The organism is Rhodoferax sp. WC2427 (genome assembly GCF_040822085.1).
Classification (GTDB): Bacteria; Pseudomonadota; Gammaproteobacteria; order Burkholderiales; family Burkholderiaceae_C; genus Rhodoferax_B.
In genome coordinates this window covers 4,266,578-4,284,022 of sequence record NZ_CP162006.1, presented here as the reverse complement: position 1 = coordinate 4,284,022, position 17,445 = coordinate 4,266,578, and the positions used below count along the sequence as shown (strand labels likewise).

General features: G+C 62.0%; 20 protein-coding genes, 1 tRNA gene and 1 pseudogene. 13 read left to right on the top strand and 9 right to left on the bottom strand.

Features of this window, described 5'->3' with window-relative positions:
• Window positions 1-2: 2 nt before the first annotated feature.
• From rplO to AB3G31_RS19890, 9 genes are all read left to right on the top strand, one after another.
• Complete coding sequence (gene rplO / locus AB3G31_RS19930; protein WP_315191937.1) at window positions 3-434, top strand: 50S ribosomal protein L15; 432 nt, start codon at window positions 3-5, stop codon at window positions 432-434.
• A 23-nt stretch (window positions 435-457) separates the two neighbouring features.
• Window positions 458-1,774 carry a preprotein translocase subunit SecY gene (gene secY, locus AB3G31_RS19925; protein ID WP_295959414.1) on the top strand — a complete coding sequence of 439 codons (1,317 nt, stop codon included), beginning with the start codon at window positions 458-460 and terminating at the stop codon, window positions 1,772-1,774.
• Between the two features lie 85 nt (window positions 1,775-1,859).
• On the top strand, window positions 1,860-1,973 hold the full coding sequence (gene rpmJ / locus AB3G31_RS19920; RefSeq protein ID WP_028820150.1) for a 50S ribosomal protein L36: 114 nt from the start codon (window positions 1,860-1,862) through the stop codon (window positions 1,971-1,973).
• A 23-nt stretch (window positions 1,974-1,996) separates the two neighbouring features.
• Window positions 1,997-2,362, top strand: coding sequence for a 30S ribosomal protein S13 (gene rpsM, locus AB3G31_RS19915; protein WP_295959417.1), 366 nt, complete (start codon window positions 1,997-1,999; stop codon window positions 2,360-2,362).
• 18 nt (window positions 2,363-2,380) lie between these two features.
• Window positions 2,381-2,785 (top strand): 30S ribosomal protein S11, encoded by a 405-nt coding sequence (gene rpsK, locus AB3G31_RS19910; protein WP_092757621.1) that lies wholly within the window; start codon window positions 2,381-2,383, stop codon window positions 2,783-2,785.
• Between the two features lie 108 nt (window positions 2,786-2,893).
• Window positions 2,894-3,517, top strand: coding sequence for a 30S ribosomal protein S4 (gene rpsD, locus AB3G31_RS19905; RefSeq protein ID WP_295959421.1), 624 nt, complete (start codon window positions 2,894-2,896; stop codon window positions 3,515-3,517).
• A gap of 108 nt (window positions 3,518-3,625) precedes the next feature.
• Window positions 3,626-4,618, top strand: coding sequence for a DNA-directed RNA polymerase subunit alpha (gene rpoA / locus AB3G31_RS19900; RefSeq protein WP_092757623.1), 993 nt, complete (start codon window positions 3,626-3,628; stop codon window positions 4,616-4,618).
• 124 nt (window positions 4,619-4,742) lie between these two features.
• Complete coding sequence (gene rplQ, locus AB3G31_RS19895; RefSeq protein WP_367847789.1) at window positions 4,743-5,141, top strand: 50S ribosomal protein L17; 399 nt, start codon at window positions 4,743-4,745, stop codon at window positions 5,139-5,141.
• 21 nt (window positions 5,142-5,162) lie between these two features.
• Window positions 5,163-5,239, top strand: a tRNA-Met gene (locus AB3G31_RS19890).
• Window positions 5,240-5,418: 179 nt separating this feature from the next.
• On the opposite strand, the gene AB3G31_RS19885 is transcribed toward AB3G31_RS19890, so the two are convergent.
• Entirely contained in the window at window positions 5,419-5,994 is a 576-nt protein-coding gene (locus tag AB3G31_RS19885; protein WP_367847788.1) for a ProQ/FINO family protein, read from the bottom strand.
• A 325-nt stretch (window positions 5,995-6,319) separates the two neighbouring features.
• On the opposite strand from AB3G31_RS19885, the gene AB3G31_RS19880 reads away from it, so the two are divergent.
• Window positions 6,320-6,481, top strand: a complete 162-nt coding sequence (locus tag AB3G31_RS19880) for a hypothetical protein (protein ID WP_367847787.1) — start codon at window positions 6,320-6,322, stop codon at window positions 6,479-6,481.
• On the opposite strand, the gene AB3G31_RS19875 is transcribed toward AB3G31_RS19880, so the two are convergent.
• Complete coding sequence (locus AB3G31_RS19875; RefSeq protein WP_367847786.1) at window positions 6,478-8,541, bottom strand: molybdopterin-dependent oxidoreductase; 2,064 nt, start codon at window positions 8,539-8,541, stop codon at window positions 6,478-6,480. The two genes, AB3G31_RS19880 and AB3G31_RS19875, sit on opposite strands and share 4 nt — an antisense overlap.
• A 53-nt stretch (window positions 8,542-8,594) precedes the next feature.
• On the opposite strand from AB3G31_RS19875, the gene AB3G31_RS19870 reads away from it, so the two are divergent.
• Window positions 8,595-9,800: a M20 aminoacylase family protein gene (locus AB3G31_RS19870; RefSeq protein WP_367847785.1), complete on the top strand. Its 1,206-nt coding sequence runs from the start codon at window positions 8,595-8,597 to the stop codon at window positions 9,798-9,800.
• Window positions 9,801-9,857: 57 nt separating this feature from the next.
• Here the strand turns inward: AB3G31_RS19870 and AB3G31_RS19865 are convergent, their stop codons facing one another.
• From AB3G31_RS19865 to AB3G31_RS19850, 4 genes and pseudogenes are all read right to left on the bottom strand, one after another.
• Complete coding sequence (locus AB3G31_RS19865; protein ID WP_367847784.1) at window positions 9,858-10,625, bottom strand: type III pantothenate kinase; 768 nt, start codon at window positions 10,623-10,625, stop codon at window positions 9,858-9,860.
• 61 nt (window positions 10,626-10,686) lie between these two features.
• The gene (locus AB3G31_RS19860) at window positions 10,687-11,121 is read right to left on the bottom strand and encodes a rhodanese-like domain-containing protein (protein WP_367850389.1); all 435 of its coding nucleotides are present in this window, start codon (window positions 11,119-11,121) and stop codon (window positions 10,687-10,689) included.
• 222 nt (window positions 11,122-11,343) lie between these two features.
• Window positions 11,344-11,796, bottom strand: a pseudogene (locus AB3G31_RS19855) (MBL fold metallo-hydrolase); the annotation flags it as partial.
• An 8-nt stretch (window positions 11,797-11,804) separates the two neighbouring features.
• The gene (locus AB3G31_RS19850; RefSeq protein ID WP_367847783.1) at window positions 11,805-12,050 is read right to left on the bottom strand and encodes a metal-sensing transcriptional repressor; all 246 of its coding nucleotides are present in this window, start codon (window positions 12,048-12,050) and stop codon (window positions 11,805-11,807) included.
• 70 nt (window positions 12,051-12,120) lie between these two features.
• On the opposite strand from AB3G31_RS19850, the gene AB3G31_RS19845 reads away from it, so the two are divergent.
• Entirely contained in the window at window positions 12,121-12,522 is a 402-nt protein-coding gene (locus tag AB3G31_RS19845) for a YeeE/YedE family protein (RefSeq protein ID WP_367847782.1), read from the top strand.
• A gap of 22 nt (window positions 12,523-12,544) precedes the next feature.
• Window positions 12,545-12,988 (top strand): DUF6691 family protein, encoded by a 444-nt coding sequence (locus tag AB3G31_RS19840; RefSeq protein WP_367847781.1) that lies wholly within the window; start codon window positions 12,545-12,547, stop codon window positions 12,986-12,988.
• 7 nt (window positions 12,989-12,995) lie between these two features.
• Here AB3G31_RS19840 and AB3G31_RS19835 read toward each other — a convergent pair whose 3' ends face one another.
• The 3 genes from AB3G31_RS19835 to AB3G31_RS19825 form a co-directional block, all read right to left on the bottom strand.
• A complete protein-coding gene (locus AB3G31_RS19835; protein ID WP_367847780.1) occupies window positions 12,996-14,678 on the bottom strand; it encodes a hypothetical protein in 1,683 nt (560 codons plus the stop codon).
• A 132-nt stretch (window positions 14,679-14,810) separates the two neighbouring features.
• Window positions 14,811-15,650: a zinc-dependent peptidase gene (locus AB3G31_RS19830; RefSeq protein ID WP_367847779.1), complete on the bottom strand. Its 840-nt coding sequence runs from the start codon at window positions 15,648-15,650 to the stop codon at window positions 14,811-14,813.
• Between the two features lie 80 nt (window positions 15,651-15,730).
• Window positions 15,731-17,443, bottom strand: a complete 1,713-nt coding sequence (locus AB3G31_RS19825; RefSeq protein ID WP_367847778.1) for a ShlB/FhaC/HecB family hemolysin secretion/activation protein — start codon at window positions 17,441-17,443, stop codon at window positions 15,731-15,733.
• Window positions 17,444-17,445 lie beyond the last annotated feature (2 nt).

Genomic DNA, 17,445 nt, shown 5'->3' with positions numbered 1-17,445 from the left:
CGATGGAACTCAATGGCATTAAGCCCGCAGCGGGTGCAAAGCACGCCAAGCGTCGCGTTGGTCGCGGTATTGGCTCTGGCCTGGGCAAGACCTCTGGCCGCGGCCACAAGGGTCAAAAATCCCGTGCTGGTGGTTACCACAAGGTCGGCTTTGAAGGCGGTCAAATGCCTATGCAACGCCGTTTGCCTAAGCGTGGTTTCAAATCGCACTTGCTGAAGTACAACGCTGAAGTCACTCTGGAAGCGCTGGAAAAGCTGGGCCTGTCTGAAGTAGACGGTTTGGCACTGAAGCAGGCAGGTCTGATTGCTGAGATGGCTAAAGTCATCAAGGTCATCAAGACCGGCGAACTGACCAAGGCGATCAAGTTCACTGGTATTGGTGCTACGGCAGCAGCCAAGGCGGCTATTGAAGCCGCCGGTGGCAGCCTGGCTTAAGTTTTTGTTGAAGGAAACGTTCGGTGGCAACTAGCGCTCAAATCGCAAAGACGGGTAAGTTCGGCGACTTGCGTCGTCGCTTGGTGTTTTTGCTGCTTGCGCTGGTTGTTTATCGTGTCGGTGCACATATTCCTGTGCCCGGCATCGACGCAACGCAACTGCAGCAGCTTTTTAAAGGCCAGCAAGGCGGCATATTGAGCTTGTTCAATATGTTTTCTGGTGGTGCCTTGTCCCGGTTTACCGTATTTGCCTTAGGCATCATGCCTTACATCTCGGCCTCCATCATCATGCAATTGATGGGCTATGTGGTCCCGATGTTTGAGCAGATGAAGAAGGAAGGCGAGTCTGGCCGTCGCAAGATTACCCAGTACACCCGCTATGGCACTTTGGGTCTGGCTCTGTTTCAATCTTTGGTGATTGCTACTGGTTTGGAGAGCTCTCCAGGTTTGGTTTTGTCGCCAGGCTTTGGTTTCCGCATGACAGCTGTTGTTAGTTTGACCGCTGGGACCATGTTTCTGATGTGGTTGGGTGAGCAAATTACAGAGCGTGGCTTAGGTAATGGAATTTCCATACTGATCTTCGCTGGCATTGCGGCTGGATTGCCGGGTTCTATCGGTGGTTTACTGGAGTTGGTGCGCACGGGTGCTATGAGCATCATTGCCTCCATCTTTATTGTTGCTGTAGTTGCATTGGTCACTTACTTTGTCGTGTTCGTAGAACGTGGTCAAAGAAAGATTCTGGTGAATTACGCACGGCGGCAGGTGGGTAACAAGGTATATGGCGGACAGTCTTCGCATCTGCCTTTGAAGCTCAATATGGCTGGTGTAATTCCTCCGATCTTTGCTTCATCGATTATTTTGTTGCCTGCAACGGTGGTGAATTGGTTCAGTGCTTCTGAATCGTTGCGCTGGCTGAAAGATGTCGCAGGCATGCTGAGTCCAGGACAACCGGTTTATGTGCTGTTCTATGCCAGTGCCATTGTATTTTTCTGCTTTTTTTACACGGCGCTTGTATTCAATAGCCGTGAAACAGCAGACAACCTGAAGAAGAGTGGTGCGTTCATTCCTGGCATCCGCCCCGGTGAACAGACTGCTCGCTATATCGACAAGATATTGCTGAGGTTGACTTTGGCAGGTGCGGTTTACATCACCTTTGTGTGTTTGGTTCCGGAAATATTGGTCTTGAAATACAACGTGCCATTTAATTTTGGTGGAACGTCACTGCTCATTATTGTGGTTGTGACTATGGATTTCATGGCCCAGGTTCAAAACTACATGATGTCTCAACAGTATGAGTCATTGCTGAAAAAGGCTAACTTCAAGTCCTCTGCCAATGCGTAATTGGTAAGTTAAAAGTTGGTCATGGGTCTGGTGTTTTGTTCCAGAGAATTCAATCGCACGGTATTCAGAGTTTTAGGAGAATTAAATGAGAGTTTCAGCTTCGGTTAAGAAAATTTGCCGTAACTGCAAAGTCATCCGGCGCAAGGGCGTGGTTCGTGTGATCTGTACAGATCCACGCCACAAACAGCGTCAAGGTTGATAGAAAAGTTTTAGAGGACGCACATGGCACGTATCGCTGGTATTAACATTCCGCCGCAAAAGCATTCCGAAATCGGCTTAACCGCTATTTTCGGTATCGGTCGCACGCGCGCTCGCAAGATTTGCGAAGCTTGCGACATTGCATATTCCAAAAAGGTCAAAGACTTGACCGATGCTGATCTGGAAAAGATCCGCGACCAAATCGCTCTCTTCACCATTGAAGGCGATTTGCGTAGAGAAACCACGATGAACATCAAGCGATTGATGGACATCGGCTGCTACCGTGGTTTCCGCCACCGTCGCGGTTTGCCGATGCGTGGTCAGCGTACGCGTACCAACGCACGCACCCGTAAGGGACCGCGCAAGGCTGCAGCTTCATTGAAGAAATAAAGGGATTGAGAGATCACTATGGCAAAAGCTCAGCAAAGCAACGCATCGCAGCGTGTACGTAAGAAAGTTCGCAAGAACGTGTCTGACGGTGTCGCACACGTGCACGCATCATTTAACAATACAATCATCACGATCACTGATCGTCAAGGCAATGCGTTGTCTTGGGCTTCTTCCGGTGGCCAGGGCTTCAAGGGTTCGCGTAAATCGACTCCATTTGCTGCCCAGGTTGCTTCCGAAGTGGCTGGTCGTGCCGCCATTGAGCAAGGCATCAAGAATCTTGATGTCGAAATCAAGGGCCCGGGTCCTGGTCGCGAATCTTCGGTTCGTGCTCTGGGAGCACTCGGTATCCGCATTACCTCGATTGCAGATGTGACTCCCGTTCCACACAACGGTTGCCGCCCTCAAAAGCGTCGTCGCATCTAATCTCACCGGAATTCGTTTCGGTCCGGTTTTTTATAAGCCCACCGCCATCTGCCTTGCGCAGATGGCTCCCACGTTTCTGCGTGGAAGATAATATTTAAGGACGCTCAAGTGGCACGCTATCTCGGTCCCAAGGCCAAACTTTCCCGCCGTGAAGGCACTGATCTTTTCCTGAAGAGCGCCCGTCGTTCTATCAGCGACAAGGCCAAATTTGACTCCAAGCCAGGTCAACACGGTCGCACTTCTGGTGCCCGTACTTCTGATTTCGGCTTGCAGCTGCGCGAAAAGCAAAAAGTAAAGCGCATGTACGGTGTGTTGGAGCGTCAGTTCCGCCGCTATTTCGAAGAGGCCGATCGCCGCAAGGGCAATACCGGTGCAAATCTGCTGTTCCTGCTGGAATCCCGTCTGGACAATGTCGTCTACCGCATGGGCTTTGGCTCCACGCGCGCCGAAGCACGCCAATTGGTGTCGCACAAAGCGATGACGGTGAACGGTCAGTGCGTGAATATCCCTTCGTACATGGTCAAGACCGGCGACGTAGTGGCTGTTCGCGACAAGTCGAAGAAGCAGAACCGTATTGTTGAAGCCCTGCAACTGGCGCAACAAGTGGGCCTGCCGGCCTGGGTTGAAGTCAGCATTGAGAAGACCGAAGGTATTTTCAAGAAAGTACCTGATCGCGATGAATTCGCCTCTGATGTCAACGAATCCCTGATCGTTGAGTTGTATTCGCGTTAATTCCGCATTTGTCGTTTGATTTTGTTCCTAGGCTGCGGGGCACTGCGGTCTAGAACCAACACTTGCCTTACCGGTGTAACGAGCTGGGGGTACTGAGAGGAAGCATGCATGCAAACTAATTTGCTGAAACCCAAAGCCATCAACGTTGAGCAGCTGGGCCACAACCGGGCGAAAGTTGCGTTGGAGCCGTTTGAACGCGGCTACGGGCATACATTGGGTAATGCACTACGCCGTGTACTGTTGTCGTCCATGGTGGGTTATTCGGCAACCGAAGTGACGATTGCAGGTGTGCTGCATGAGTACTCTTCGATTGACGGTGTTCAAGAAGATGTTGTGAACATTTTGTTGAACCTCAAAGGCGTTGTTTTCAAACTGCACAACCGCGATGAAGTCACCCTGAGCCTGCGTAAAGACGGCGACGGTGTGGTCACAGCGGCTGACATTCAGACTCCGCACGACGTTGAGATCATCAACCCAGAGCACGTGATTGCGCATTTGTCTCAAGGTGGCAAGCTGGACATGCAAATCAAGGTCGAAAAGGGCCGTGGTTATGTCCCAGGCAGCATGCGCCGCTATGCGGATGAGCAAACCAAGTCGATCGGCCGTATCGTGCTGGACGCTTCGTTCTCACCTGTCAAGCGGGTCAGCTACACCGTTGAAAGCGCTCGCGTTGAGCAGCGTACCGACCTGGACAAGCTGGTGGTAGAGATTGAAACCAATGGTGCGATCTCGGCTGAAGATGCCGTGCGCGCATCGGCTAAAATCCTTGTTGAACAGCTCGCAGTATTTGCGCAGCTGGAAGGCAGCGAATTGGCCGGCGTGTTTGAACAGCCTGCACCGCGTGGCAACACGCAGTTCGACCCGATTCTGTTGCGTCCTGTGGATGAGCTGGAATTGACGGTTCGCTCTGCGAACTGCTTGAAGGCTGAGAACATTTATTACATCGGTGATCTGATCCAGCGCACCGAGAATGAACTGCTCAAGACCCCGAATCTGGGTCGCAAATCGCTGAATGAAATCAAGGAAGTCCTCGCTTCGCGCGGTCTGACTTTGGGTATGAAGCTTGAAAGCTGGCCACCGGCCGGTCTGGACAAGCGTTAATTGGAAATTGGACCGGTGCAGCACTTCGGGGCTGCGCTGGGCTTTAAAAATGTCCTGCAAAGGACACGTGCAACGCGCAGTACCTGATCCGGCTGTGCGTCAAAATAATTGAAAGGAATGCACCATGCGCCACGGACACGGACTTCGTAAACTTAACCGCACCACTTCGCACCGTCTTGCGATGTTGCGCAACATGATGAACTCGCTGATCGAGCACGAGGCCATCAAGACCACTTTGCCCAAGGCCAAGGAATTGCGCCGTGTGATCGAACCTATGATCACCTTGGCCAAAGAAGCGACAGTGGCTAACCGCCGTCTGGCTTTTGACCGCTTGCGTGACCGCGACAGCGTGACCAAGTTGTTCAACGACCTCGGCCCCCATTTCAAGGCCCGTCCAGGCGGCTATACACGTATCTTGAAGATGGGTTTCCGCGTGGGTGACAATGCTCCTATGGCATTCGTGGAACTGGTTGACCGTGCTGATGTAAAAGAAGCTGTAGAAATATCTGCAGACCAAGAATAAGCGGCTATAATAGAGACATACCGCGCGATGGAGCAGCCTGGTAGCTCGTTGGGCTCATAACCCAAAGGTCGTAGGTTCAAATCCTACTCGCGCAACCAATCAGTGGCACTTCGGTGTTACGAGTTAAAAAACCCACCTTGTGTGGGTTTTTTAATTTCTGCTATCCGTAAATGGGCCCCAGCGATGACTGGGGCTTTTTACTTTGTGGCTATGGGGAAGTTTCTTTGCCCCTTGCGGGGCTCCGTAGCGCTTGCTTGCTGCTGCGGTCTGCCGAGATCTATTCGGACTGTTTGCTGGCTCGGTCCTGTTTGGCCTGTTCTAGCGAATTTTCGGTATGGGCTAGGTCCATGCCGTACATGTCAGCAAACTGCGCCAAGGTCTGGCCGCTACTTTCAAAAGCTTTCAGCAAGGCTTCGCGCTTCGCTGCGGCAGCGCCGTCTTCGGTGTAGGCGTGGTCCAGCAGGGCGTTCCAGGCTTCCAGCGGCGGTTTGACCTGTTCTGCATAGGCGCCCCGGCTCAATCCAGAGGCTTCGAAGGCATTGCGCAGTCGCAGGCGCAGTTTGGCTTGGCCTGCGGGGCTATTGGCTGTACGGTCGCGGCGGGCGACTTCCATGATGGCCTGGTGCACATGCTCGGGCGCCAATGGCTCGACGGGATGGCCTTGAAGATCGTGGCGCTGCACGCCGGTGGCAACTTGTTCCAGGTAGCGGGTAGACCGGGTGTGTTGTCCCAGGGCTTCGCGCAAGGCCTTGGCTTCCAGTAAATCTGGATGGTTTGCTACCAGTTCATGGAAGATGCCGAGCTTTAGTGGCAAGGCCTGTGCGCCAAATACCTTGGGATACAGGTCGTACAAGGTGTGTAGCAGGGGGTGTACCTCCCGGCCGTGGGGAGCACGTTGCGGCCTGGGCTTGCGTGCTTGGGGGTTTTTGGCTGTCGGGGCGAGGGGAGTGGTCACGGTGATGTGGGTCTGCGGTGGGGAACAGGCGCAAAGAGTGCGCGAACAGGCTCCATTTTCATCGAAAACGGGCCGGTTCTATTTTGGGAAACCACGGCTACAGGTAGGGGTTTGTGGTTTATCAGCAACGTGACGGGCCCTGTGACGCGTAAGTGTCTGCATCTTGTAGGGGTTTGCATGGTGCGGCTGCGACAATCGGCCCTCCAAAAATTTGAAAGTGTCCATGGCTAAGAAAGCTCCCGCGGTTGTCGCCACCCCTCCTGAAGCAGCGCGTACCAAACCTTTGCAGATCCCCGATACCGGGTTTAAAACCATCTGGCAAGTGGTGGGCGCACCGCCCGTAGCGGCGAAGACCAAGAGCGAGAAATCGGCCACGTCGGCCTAATGGGCATCTGGTGCCGGGGGCGCGTCCAACGCAACCTCTACCCGGCAGTCATAGAAGGTGGGCGCACGGCCCAGATCGGTCAACTGCTGGCTGGTGAGCTGGTTCACATTGCTGCCATCCAGTCCCAGTTTGCGCCACCACACCCCCAGTCCATTCACCACACCGACCCGGGCCCGGGCTGACACCTTGGCTTTACAGCGGTATGTGCCGCGCTGATTGAAGACGCGCACCACGGCCCCGCTGGTGATGCCCCGTGGCAGGGCATCGTCGGCATGGATTTCCAGCAGCGGTTCGCCCTCGATCTGGCGCAGACTGGTGACGTTGACGAAGCTGGAATTCAAGAAATTGCGCGCAGGCGGCGAAATCATTGCCAGCGGAAATTCTGTGGAAGTGCCTGCCGCCTCGTAGTTGGGCAGGTAGTCCGGCAAGCCGTCCCGGCCCTGTGCCGCCAACCTGTCGCTGAAAAATTCGCACTTGCCCGAAGGGCTGGGGAACCGCCCGTGGGCAAACGGTGCGTCGGGCAAGGGAATCGTCGCAAAGCCTTGCTCCAGCAGCACGCCAAAATCCACCTGGTCGCCATACGCAGTGCGGCACAGCATTTCGTCACTCTCGCGCAGGCACGGGTCGGTCAGGCCCATATGGGCGGCCAGCTCCCGGAAGATCTGGGTATTGGGTTTGGACTGGCCCAGTGGCGCAATCGCGGGGCGGTTGAGCAGGGCATCGGTGTGGCCGTAGCCGCTGTGTACGTCCCAGTGCTCCAACTGCGTGGTGGCGGGCAGGATGTAGTCGGCGTAATCGGCGGTATCGGTCTGGAAATGCTCCAGCACCACGGTGAACAGGTCTTCGCGGGCAAAGCCCTGCACTACCTTGCCCGAATCGGGAGCCACGGCGACGGGATTGCTGTTGTAGACCACTAGCGCCTCGATCTTGGGAGCCGTGGTGTCCAGAAGGGCATCGCCAATGGTGCTCATGTTGATGGTGCGGGGCCTGCGCCCGGCCAGCAAGTCGGGCCGCTGCAAGGCCGCGCGCTGGACCGGGAATTGGCCCGAGCTGCTCATCAGCACGCCGCCTGCGCGGTGCCGCCAGGCGCCGATCAGTGCAGGCAGGCTGACCACGGCGCGGGTGGCATTGCCGCCGCCGCGGGTGCGCTGCATGCCGTAGTTCAGGCGGATGGCCGCAGGCTGCCCGTTGGCAAAGCACTGGCCGTAGTCGCGCGCCAGCGACACGATCTGCTCCACCGGCACACCGCAGACCTCCGCAGCGCGCTCGGGCGGCCACTGCAGGGCACGTTCGCGCAGCGCGGGCCAGCCCATGGTGTGCTCGGCCAGGTAGGCGTGGTCCAGCCAGTCGTGGGTGATGAGCTGGTGCATCAGGGCGAATGCCAGCGCAGCATCGGTGCCGGGGCGCAGGGCGATGTGTTCGTGGCACTTTTCGGCGGTTTCGGTCCTGCGCGGGTCGATGCATACCAGCCGAGCGCCGTCGCGCTTGGCCTGCTGCACATAGCGCCAGAAGTGCAGATTGCTGCCGATGGAGTTGCTGCCCCAGATCAGAATCAGTTTCGACTCGGCAAAAAACTGCACTTGCATGCCGACCTTGCCGCCCAGCGTGTGGACCAGGCCTTCGCCGCCTGCCGACGCGCAGATTGTGCGGTCCAGCAGCGACGCCCCCAGTGTGTGGAAGAAGCGCGCGGCGATGCTCTCGCCCTGCACTAGGCCCATGGTGCCCGCGTAGCTGTAGGGCAGGATGGCCTCGGGGTTGCGGGCGGCAATGGCCTGCAGGCGGGTGGCGATGTCGCCCAGCGCCTCGTCCCAGCCCACGGGCGTGTATTGGCCCGAACCCTTGGGGCCGCTGCGCTTGAGCGGCTGCAGAATGCGTTCCGGGTGGTAGGTGCGCTCGGTGTAGCGCGAGACCTTGGTGCACAGCACGCCGTCGGTGTGCGGGTGGTCTGGGTTGCCCTGCACCTTGATGGCGATGCCGTCTTGCACCGTGGTCAGCAGCGCGCAGGTGTCGGGGCAGTCGTGCGGGCAGGCGCCACGCACGGTGTGGGAGGGGTTATTCATCCGATGGGGGCCTTCTGACAGAATGGTCCCATGATAAATCCAGGAGCCGTGCCATGCCCGTGATCGACCAATTGGTGGCCCAGGCCCCCGGCATTGCCGCCCTGCGCCGTGAGCTGCACGCCCACCCGGAGCTGAGCTTTCAAGAGGTGCTGACCGCCGACCTGGTGGCGCGCCAGCTCACCGAATGGGGCATTCCCATCCACCGGGGCCTGGCGGGCACCGGGGTGGTGGGTATTTTGCAAAACGGCAACTCCCCGCGCGCCATCGGCCTGCGCGCCGACATGGACGCGCTGCCGCTGCAAGAGTTCAACACCTTCGCCCACGCCAGCCAGCACCCCGGCAAGATGCACGCCTGTGGGCACGACGGCCACACGGCCATGCTGCTGGCGGCGGCGCAGTACCTGGCCGAGCACCGCAACTTCGACGGCACGGTCTACCTGGTCTTTCAGCCCGCCGAAGAGGGCGGCGGCGGGGCCCGCGAGATGGTGCAAGAGGGCCTGTTCACCCGCTTCCCCATGGACGCGGTGTTTGGCATGCACAACTGGCCCGGTATGCCGGTGGGCCAGTTTGCCCTCAGCCCTGGCCCGGTGATGGCCTCCAGCAGCGAATTCAAGATCACTATCCACGGCAAAGGCAGCCACGCTGCCATGCCCAATATGGGCATCGACCCGGTGCCCATCGCCGCCCAGATGGTGCTGGCCTTCCAGACCATCATCAGCCGCAACAAGAAGCCCATCGACGCAGGCGTGGTGTCGGTGACCATGGTGCACGGCGGCTCGGCCACCAACATCGTGCCCGACAGCGTGGAGCTGCAGGGCACGGTGCGCACCTTCACGCTGGAGGTGCTGGATTTGATCGAAGACCGCATGCGCCAGATTGCCGACAGCCTGTGCGAAGCGTTTGGGGCCCGTTGCGCGTTCGAATTTGCCCGCAACTACCCGCCCACCATCAACCATGCCGCCGAGGCCGCTTTCGCCCGCCAGGTGATGGCCGATATCGTGGGGCCCGCCAACGTGGTCACCCAGGAGCCCACCATGGGCGCCGAAGACTTCGCCTACATGCTGCAGGCCAAGCCGGGAGCCTATTGCTTCATTGCCAACGGCGACGGCGACCACCGCGCCCTGGGCCACGGCGCAGGCCCCTGCACCCTGCACAACCCCAGCTACGACTTCAACGACGAGCTGATCCCGCTAGGGGCCACCTACTGGGTGCGCTTGGCCGAGGCCTGGCTGAAGCCGCAATCAACGTTTTGCTATTGAATCGAGAGCTGCTCACGCTCTTGGAATGAGCGCTAGAGGCCTAAAAATCTTGTAAACCTAGTGCACGAACCGGCCCGCTGCCATGGCCAGCAGTCCGTCAAAAATCAGGTTGTCCACCAGCTCGAACGGCACCGACATGCTGGGTGCCATCTTCCAGCCCGCGCCGCCGGTCATGTAGCAGGCGGGTTCGGCTTTGCAGTGCTGGCGCACGTGCTGCACCATGCGCTCCACGGCCCCGGCGATGGCGTAGGTGCCGCCGCTGGTCAGCGCGTCGCTGGTGTTGGTGGGGAACAGGCGCACCTCGCCGGTGGGCACGTGCAACCCGGCGGTACCGGACTCCAGCGCCCGCAACATGATGCCGTGGCCGGGCAGGATCAGGCCGCCGAGGAAGCGGCCGTGGGTGTCCACCGCCTCCACTGTCACCGCCGTGCCCACCATCACCACCACCATGGGGCGCTCGGGGCCCTGGGCCAGCATGCGGTGGCGTGCGCCCACCATGGCCACCCAGCGGTCGGCCCCCAGGCGGGTGGGGTGGTCGTAGCCATTGGTCAAACCGGCCTCCGCGGCGCTGGACACCACCCACTGGGGGTGCACGTCCCACAGCTCCAGCTGCTCCAGCACGCGGCGCTTGACGGCGTCGCCGGCCACGATGCAGCCCAGGATGGCGCCGGGCGTGGGCAGTTGGGCCCAGGGGCCGTCGGCCAGTTTGTCGATGTTCTCCAGAAACTCGGCGCCGTGGGCCAATAGCGTGGCACCGGGGCGGGGGGCGTCATACAGCGACCATTTGAGACGGGTGTTGCCAATGTCGATGGCGAGAAAACTCATCCTGCGTCTCCGGTATTTTTCCCCGCATTATCTATGCGCCGCCGCAGCGGCACGTGTGTGGTTACCCCTGACGCCAGGGCAGGTTGTGGAAGCGCCAGCCGCCTTTGCGGCCCCGGTGGGCCTCCGCATCGGGGTCCCCTTCGAAACCTTCGAGGATGTTGTAGGCCTCCAGCCCCAGTTCGGTAGCGCGCTTGGCGGCGGCGATGGAGCGCACGCCGCTGCGGCACAGCAGCACGCCTTTTTTGCCGCCCGCCAGCGCGGCTTGCAGGCCGCTGTCGAAATCGGGGTTCAGCGCCATGCCGGGCCACTGCTTCCAGGCCAGTGGCACGGCACCGGGCACTTCGCCGACCCAGGCGCGTTCGGCGTCGGTGCGCACGTCGATCAGCACCGCCTCGCCCGCCTGCCACCATCGGCACGCGAGTTGGGGCGACACGTCGCCTGCATAGCCTTCGGCGGGGCGGACTTGGGGCGGCAAGGGGGTGGCCTCGTGCGACAGGCCCGAAACCAGGTTGGCGGGCACGGCCTGGTCCATGCGTTGCGGGCGCGGCAGGTGCAGGGCTTCCATGGTGGCCATGAATTCCGCCAGGGTCTTGTGGGCAATGCGCGGGTTGAGCGACTTCTCGGCCCCGATGGTGGACTGGGTTTTGCCGTGGTAGTCGTGGCCAGGCCAGACCCGGGTGGTGTCGGGCAGGGCAAACAGCACCTGGGTGATGCTGTGGTACATCGCCTCGGCGCTGCCCGACTGGAAATCGGTACGGCCACAACCGCCGATGAGCAGGGTGTCGCCGGTGAAGACGTGGTCGCGCCAGACAAAGCTCATGCTGCCCGCGGTGTGCCCGGGAGTGTGCAGCGCCTGCAAGGTTTCGCTGCCGAAGCGCAGCAGGTCGCCGTGCTGCAGCTGCATCGCCGCGCCCTGGATGCCGCAGCCCGCGGGCACTGCGGTCTGGGCGCCGGTGTGCTCGGCCAGCAGCCCCGCACTGGTGATGTGGTCGGCGTGGGTGTGGGTTTCCAGCGTCCACACCAGCGACAGCCCCTGGTCCTGCAGCAGCGCCAGATCGCGGTCCAGCTGGGTGTCGACCGGGTCGATGATGGCGGCGGCGTGGTTGAGCGGATCCACCAGCACGTAGGTGTAGGTGCTGGTGGCGGGGTCGAAGAGTTGGATCGGTTGCATAAAAACTCCTAAGCGTATTTGGCCAGCATGTCGGCCACTTGTTCGGCGGGCAGGTGGCCTTGCTCGATCATGCAGCCCACCATGGTGAAAAACGATTTGTCCAACGCCTTGCGGGCGGCGGCCAGCTGCTGGGCCACCTTTTCGCAGTCGGCCTCCGACTCGATCAGGCGCTGCACGCCGCGCAACTGGCCCTCTACCCGGGCCAGGCGGGCGAGCAGGGTCTTCTTTTTGGCGGGGTCGGTGAGCTGGGTCATGGGCATCCTGGGCACGATGGAGTTACTATACCCCCATGGGTATATTTTTGGTTTGACGGAGAACATTTTTATGCATCCTTTTGTGCAGGCCGCCCTGGGTGGCGTGGTGATTGGCCTGGCCTGTTGGCTGCTGCTGGCGGCCCTGGGCCGGGTGGCGGGCATCAGCGGCATCGTGGCGGGTGCCTTGTCGCCGCAGCCGGGCGAGGGGGGCTGGCGCTGGGCCTTTCTGGCCGGGCTGGTGGGTGTGGGCGCGGTGCTCACGCGCGGCATGCCCGCGCTGCCGCCGCCGCCGTGGGCGGTGCTGGTGGCCGCCGGGCTGCTGGTGGGCGTGGGCACGGTGCTGGGCGCGGGCTGCACCAGCGGGCACGGTGTGTGCGGCCTGGGGCGGCGCTCGGTGCGTTCGCTGGTGGCCACGGGGGTTTTCATGGGGTGTGGATTTGCTACTGTTTTTGTAGCTCGTTACGCTGGTTAAATAAGCGCTGGAGGCCTAAAACATGCTAAGAATTGTGTATGCCGCCATCGCGGGTGGTTTGTTCGCTGCTGGGCTGGTGCTGTCGGGCATGGTGCTGCCCGCCAAGGTGCAGGGTTTCTTGAACCTGGGCGGGCTGTGGGATGCGCAGCGCTTTGGCCCCTGGGATGCCAGCCTGGCCTTCGTGATGGGCGGTGCGCTGCTGGTCACGCTGCCCGCCTTTGCCCTCACGCCGCCCACGGCCCGGCGCCCGGCGCGCAAGCCCTGGGCGGCCATGGCCTTCCAGTTGCCCACCCGCAAAGACATCGATACCCGGCTGGTGCTGGGCGCGGCGCTGTTCGGCGTGGGCTGGGGCCTGGCGGGCTACTGCCCCGGCCCGGCGCTGGCCAGCGTGCTGACCGGTGGCGCGGCGGTGGCGGTGTTTGTGGCGGCCATGCTGGCGGGCATGGCGATTGCCAAACGGCTGTAGAGCGCGCTCAGTCGTCCTGGCGCGCCCACACGCCGACCAGGGCCTTGCACTTGTTCCACACCGACATGCGCTCGTCGGACAGCACATCCAGAAAGTCCGACAGGCGCTTGGACTTGACCATGGTGTAGACCGTCAGCACCGTGGTCAGGATGAAGACGACGGCAAAGATCAGCAGCCGCCGCTCCATCGGGGACTCGGCTTCGGCCAGCAGGTTCATGCCCAGGAAGCCGGTGGTCACCGTGCCGATCAGGCCGAAGATGGTGACCACCGTGAGCCGCACCACGGTGTTGGCCTGGCGGCGCAGGCTGTCGGCCTCCAGGTACTGGTTCATCTCGGCGATGCGCTCTTTGACCTCGGCGTACAGCGGGTCCAGCCCCAGGTGGTGTGAACACATATGGAACAGGGCCCGCACCTGGGCCTGCTCCGACACCTCGTGGAACCAGTAGCGGTGGGTGAAGCGCAGAAAGCTGGCAAACCCGTTGCGGATGGCGCGCTTGAAGTGGCGCACGCTGGCCGGGTCGGTGATGTCCAGGTTCTTCAGCGTTTCGGCCAGCCGGTCTGAGTACATCAGCAGCGCGGCCTTTTGGAAGTGGGCGATCAAAAACACCAAAAAGTGCTGGTGCCGGAACTGCGCCAGCACGCCCCGGTCGCGGCAGCCGTAGAACTGGCTGCTGGCATCGCCCACCACCACCATGGCGTGGCCGTTGCACAGGTAGCGGGTGTTGGGGGCGGCGCCGCCTTCGGTCCAGAAGCGGTCGTAGCAGTATTTGCTCTCAAACTCGGCCAGGTGCTGTTCGCCATAGGGCAGGGCGCAGCCGCCCGCGGGGTCGCGCGCGCCCGAGCCGGTGACCAGGCCCAGGCGCACAAAGTCGCTGCGGGTCAGGTCGCGGGGCCGGTCCATGGCCAGGTAGGCCATTTGCGGCATGCGGTAGTACTCGATCTGGCGAAAGCGCAGCTGGCCGGGGTGGTCCGAGTGGTCGCCCACCAGCGGGCGCATCATGAAATCCCAGTGGGCCGAGATGCGCGGCGCGCGCCGGGTGCTGACCTGGGCCAGAAAGACATCGCGCTGGTTGGCGTCCGATGCGGCCAGCACCTGGCCCTGCGCGTCCAGCCACTCGGCCTCGGCCAGGCAGTGCAGGGCCTGGCCGTGGGCGTCCCAGCCGGCCGGGTAGGCGCGGCCAAAGCGGTACATCAGCTCCTGCGCTGTCTCCAGCGTCAGGTGGTTGGCGGTGACCTCCACATTAAGCAGCACCAGGTCCACGTCGAGGAAGAAGTACAGGTCCACATGCACCGTGTCCAGGGTGATGGGGGCGTCGCCAGGGCGCGGCACCACCCGCACCGCGGCAATGTCCTGGCGGCGAAACACCCGCATCGGCGAGCCCTGGGCCACCGTCTGCGCGCCATGCTTGGGCAGGCCCTCGCCGTACAGAAAGCGCTGCACATAGGGCAGGAACGACACAAACTCGTTGTAATGCCGCTCGTGGAAGCGGCTGCTGTCGCCGGTGAATTCGTCCACCACCTCGCGCCAGGGCGAGGCATCGCCCATGTCGGCCAGCACCTGCCAGGGCTTGGCGTGCGTGCCCTCGCTGCCGCGCACCGGCATCAGCCGTACCGGCCACAGCAAGACCTGGCGGAAGTGTTCGACCATGGGAGGCGCGGTGGGGGCGGTGGGGTGGGTGGCGGCGTTCATCGTGGGCACCATGGGTGGCAGGCAATGGCCAAAGTGTAGAGGAGCACCGCGGGCTCTGCTGCGCTATTTTTTAGATAGCTGCTTGCGCCGATGTGGTGGGCGTTGAGGGCCGATTATTCTTGAAAACCTGGTTTACCAGCCTGCCGGGTCTACCCGGTAGTAACCACGCAGCTCCTGGTACAGCGCCGGGTCGTAGTCCTTCAACTCTGCCGGTTGTTCAAAGAACACCTCGGACACCACGGCGAAGAATTCAGCCGGGTCTTGCGCGCCGTAGTGGTTCAGCAGGCCGGGTTCGCCCACATGGGCTTCGCGCCGCAGTTTGGCGTAGGCGGCGTGGAACACCTGGGACCAGCGGGCCGGGTCGGCATTGCGGCTCCCCCGATTGCGTTGAGGCGCGCCATTGGCGTGGCCTTTTTCCTGGTCCAGCTGGTGGGCAAATTCGTGGATTACCACGTTGTGCCCATCGCCCGGCGTGGTGGCACCCTCCAGCGCGTCGTACCACGACAAGATCACCTGCCCTTGCGACCAGGATTCGCCCAGTAGCGCCTGTCGCTCCTCGCGCTGCACCACGCCGTCGGTGTGCGTGCGCTGCACCGCAAACGCGCCCGGGTAGACCAGAATTTGCCGAAGGTGCGGATACAGGCCGGTGGGCCGGTTCAGCACCAGCAGGCAGGCCTGGGCGGCAATCACCACCCGCATCTCGTCGGTGACGGTTAAACCGGCACAACCCAGAAACGCCTTCTCGGCGATGAAGACCTGCATCTGCTGCTTCAGCTGCAACTGCAGGTCGGCAGGCATGCGGCGCACCAGCGGTACGCGGTGGCGCAATACCGTGCGCCACGCGGCGGGGAAGGGCTGCTGCCGCAGCTTGCGCCTGCGCCGCGCCACCCACCACCGGGGTGTGAACCAGCCCAGCGTGCAGACCAGGATGAGGAGCAGGAGGGCGAGAAAGGTGGCGGTAGGGGTGTCCATGGGCAGTAGCGGTTTGGACCATAGCTGGGTGCGGTGCGCGGCATTTGCAATCCCCAGGCTCCCGGGCTCCCAGGAGAGGGTTAAAACTGCTTGCTCACCTCCAGCCAGCCGCGGGTCGCCGAGGTGTTGGCCACCAGCGTGGACTGCGGGTCCAGCGCCGTGGCCACCGACGCCTTCACGCTCCACTGCTGCGGCCCATACCAATTCAGGCCCACCCCGGCACCGCTGAGCGTTGCACGGTTGGCGCCGGCAACCCAGGTCGTCTTGTTCACCTCCACCCGGGCCGCATCGGCAAAGGCGATCAGCTGCGTTTGCCCTTGCAGCAGGGTGCCCAGCGCGTGGCGGTACTCTGCGGTGAGTAGCTGTACGTTGTCCCCGGAGAGTGCCCCCACGGCATAGGCGCGCACGCTGGCCGGGCCGCCCACGGCCTGCTTTTGCGATGCGTCCAGATTGGTGTGCGCCCACTGGCCGCTGTAGGCTAGGTACAGCGTGCCCTGCGGGCCCAGGCCCTGCCAATGCACCAGGCTGGCATTCAACTTGGCATAGGCCCCCTGGGTGCTGGCACTGGCTGCGTCCAGCTGTGCGGCGGCGGCACTGTCATACCCCAGGCGCCCGCCGGATGCGCTGACGCTCCAGGTGTTGACCGACCCGGCCACGACGGCGTCGCGGGTGTCGCCCGAGAGGCTGGCGGTCCAGTGGTCCAGGTGCCGGTCGGTCTGCGAGGCGATGGTGTCCACCCGGTCGCGCAGTTGCAAGTGTTCGTACTGCAGCTGGACGGACAGGTTGGTCTGCCGGCTGCGCAGCAACGGATGCCGGGCCCACAGGCTCAGCACCTCCGCCTGGCCATGGGCCTGTAGTGCCGACAGTGGACCCGCCAGGGTGTAATCCAGTGCGGAATAGGCGCCCCCCAGTCGGCTCCCCTGGCCGTTGAGGAGCGACTCGTAAGCGACCCGGCCATAGTTCAGCGCGCGGCCAGAACTTACGCCACTGGCGGTGAAGGTGTCGCCGTGGTGTAGCGGGTTATGGACCAGCACCGCGCCGCTCAGGCGCCCGCGCCCGGTGTACCTGCTGCCGTAGTTGTCCGCCATGGCATAGCCGGTGACCGCTGGTGCCGCGCCCACATCCACCTGCAGGTCCGAGGTACCCACGGCATCGCCGGGGCGCAGCAGGGCGTTCACCGCCACGCCCGGGATGTCCGACAACAGCAGCAGACTGCGGTCCATCGCTGCCTGCGTGATGTCCTGCCCGCTGCGCAGGTCCGACAGTGTGCTTTGCAACAGTGCATCGCTGACCTGGCTGCGGTTGTCGAGTTGGACCTTGCCGTAGCGGGCTTCGACAACCTGGATCACCACGATACCGTCGCGTATGGTTTGCGCCGGAACGATGGCGCGCGCCAAGGGGTAGCCTTGCACCCGGTAGTAGTCTGTGATGCGCCCGGCCAAACGGCCCAGTGCGGGCACGCTCAGGGATTGGCCTTCGGCATCGGCCACCAGCGCATGCAGGATGGGCGTCGCCATGGTTTGGTTGCCGGTGATGTCGATGCGCTGCACCGCAAAGGGCGCGCTCGGCGGCAATGGGGCACCGGCTTCGGGCGTGATCGTCAGACCCGTGCCGCTGGAGGCCGGAGCCAGGGGTGCTGCCGGTTGGGTTTGCTGCAGCAGCGCACCGGCGTCGGGTACGGTCTGGGCGGCTGCGTGGGGCGTGACGGCGGCGACAGCCGTGGCCAATGCCGCCAACGCCCGCGCCTGGCGGGTAAAGCGGGTGGCCGCGGCCAATTTCTGGGGGGTCATCATGG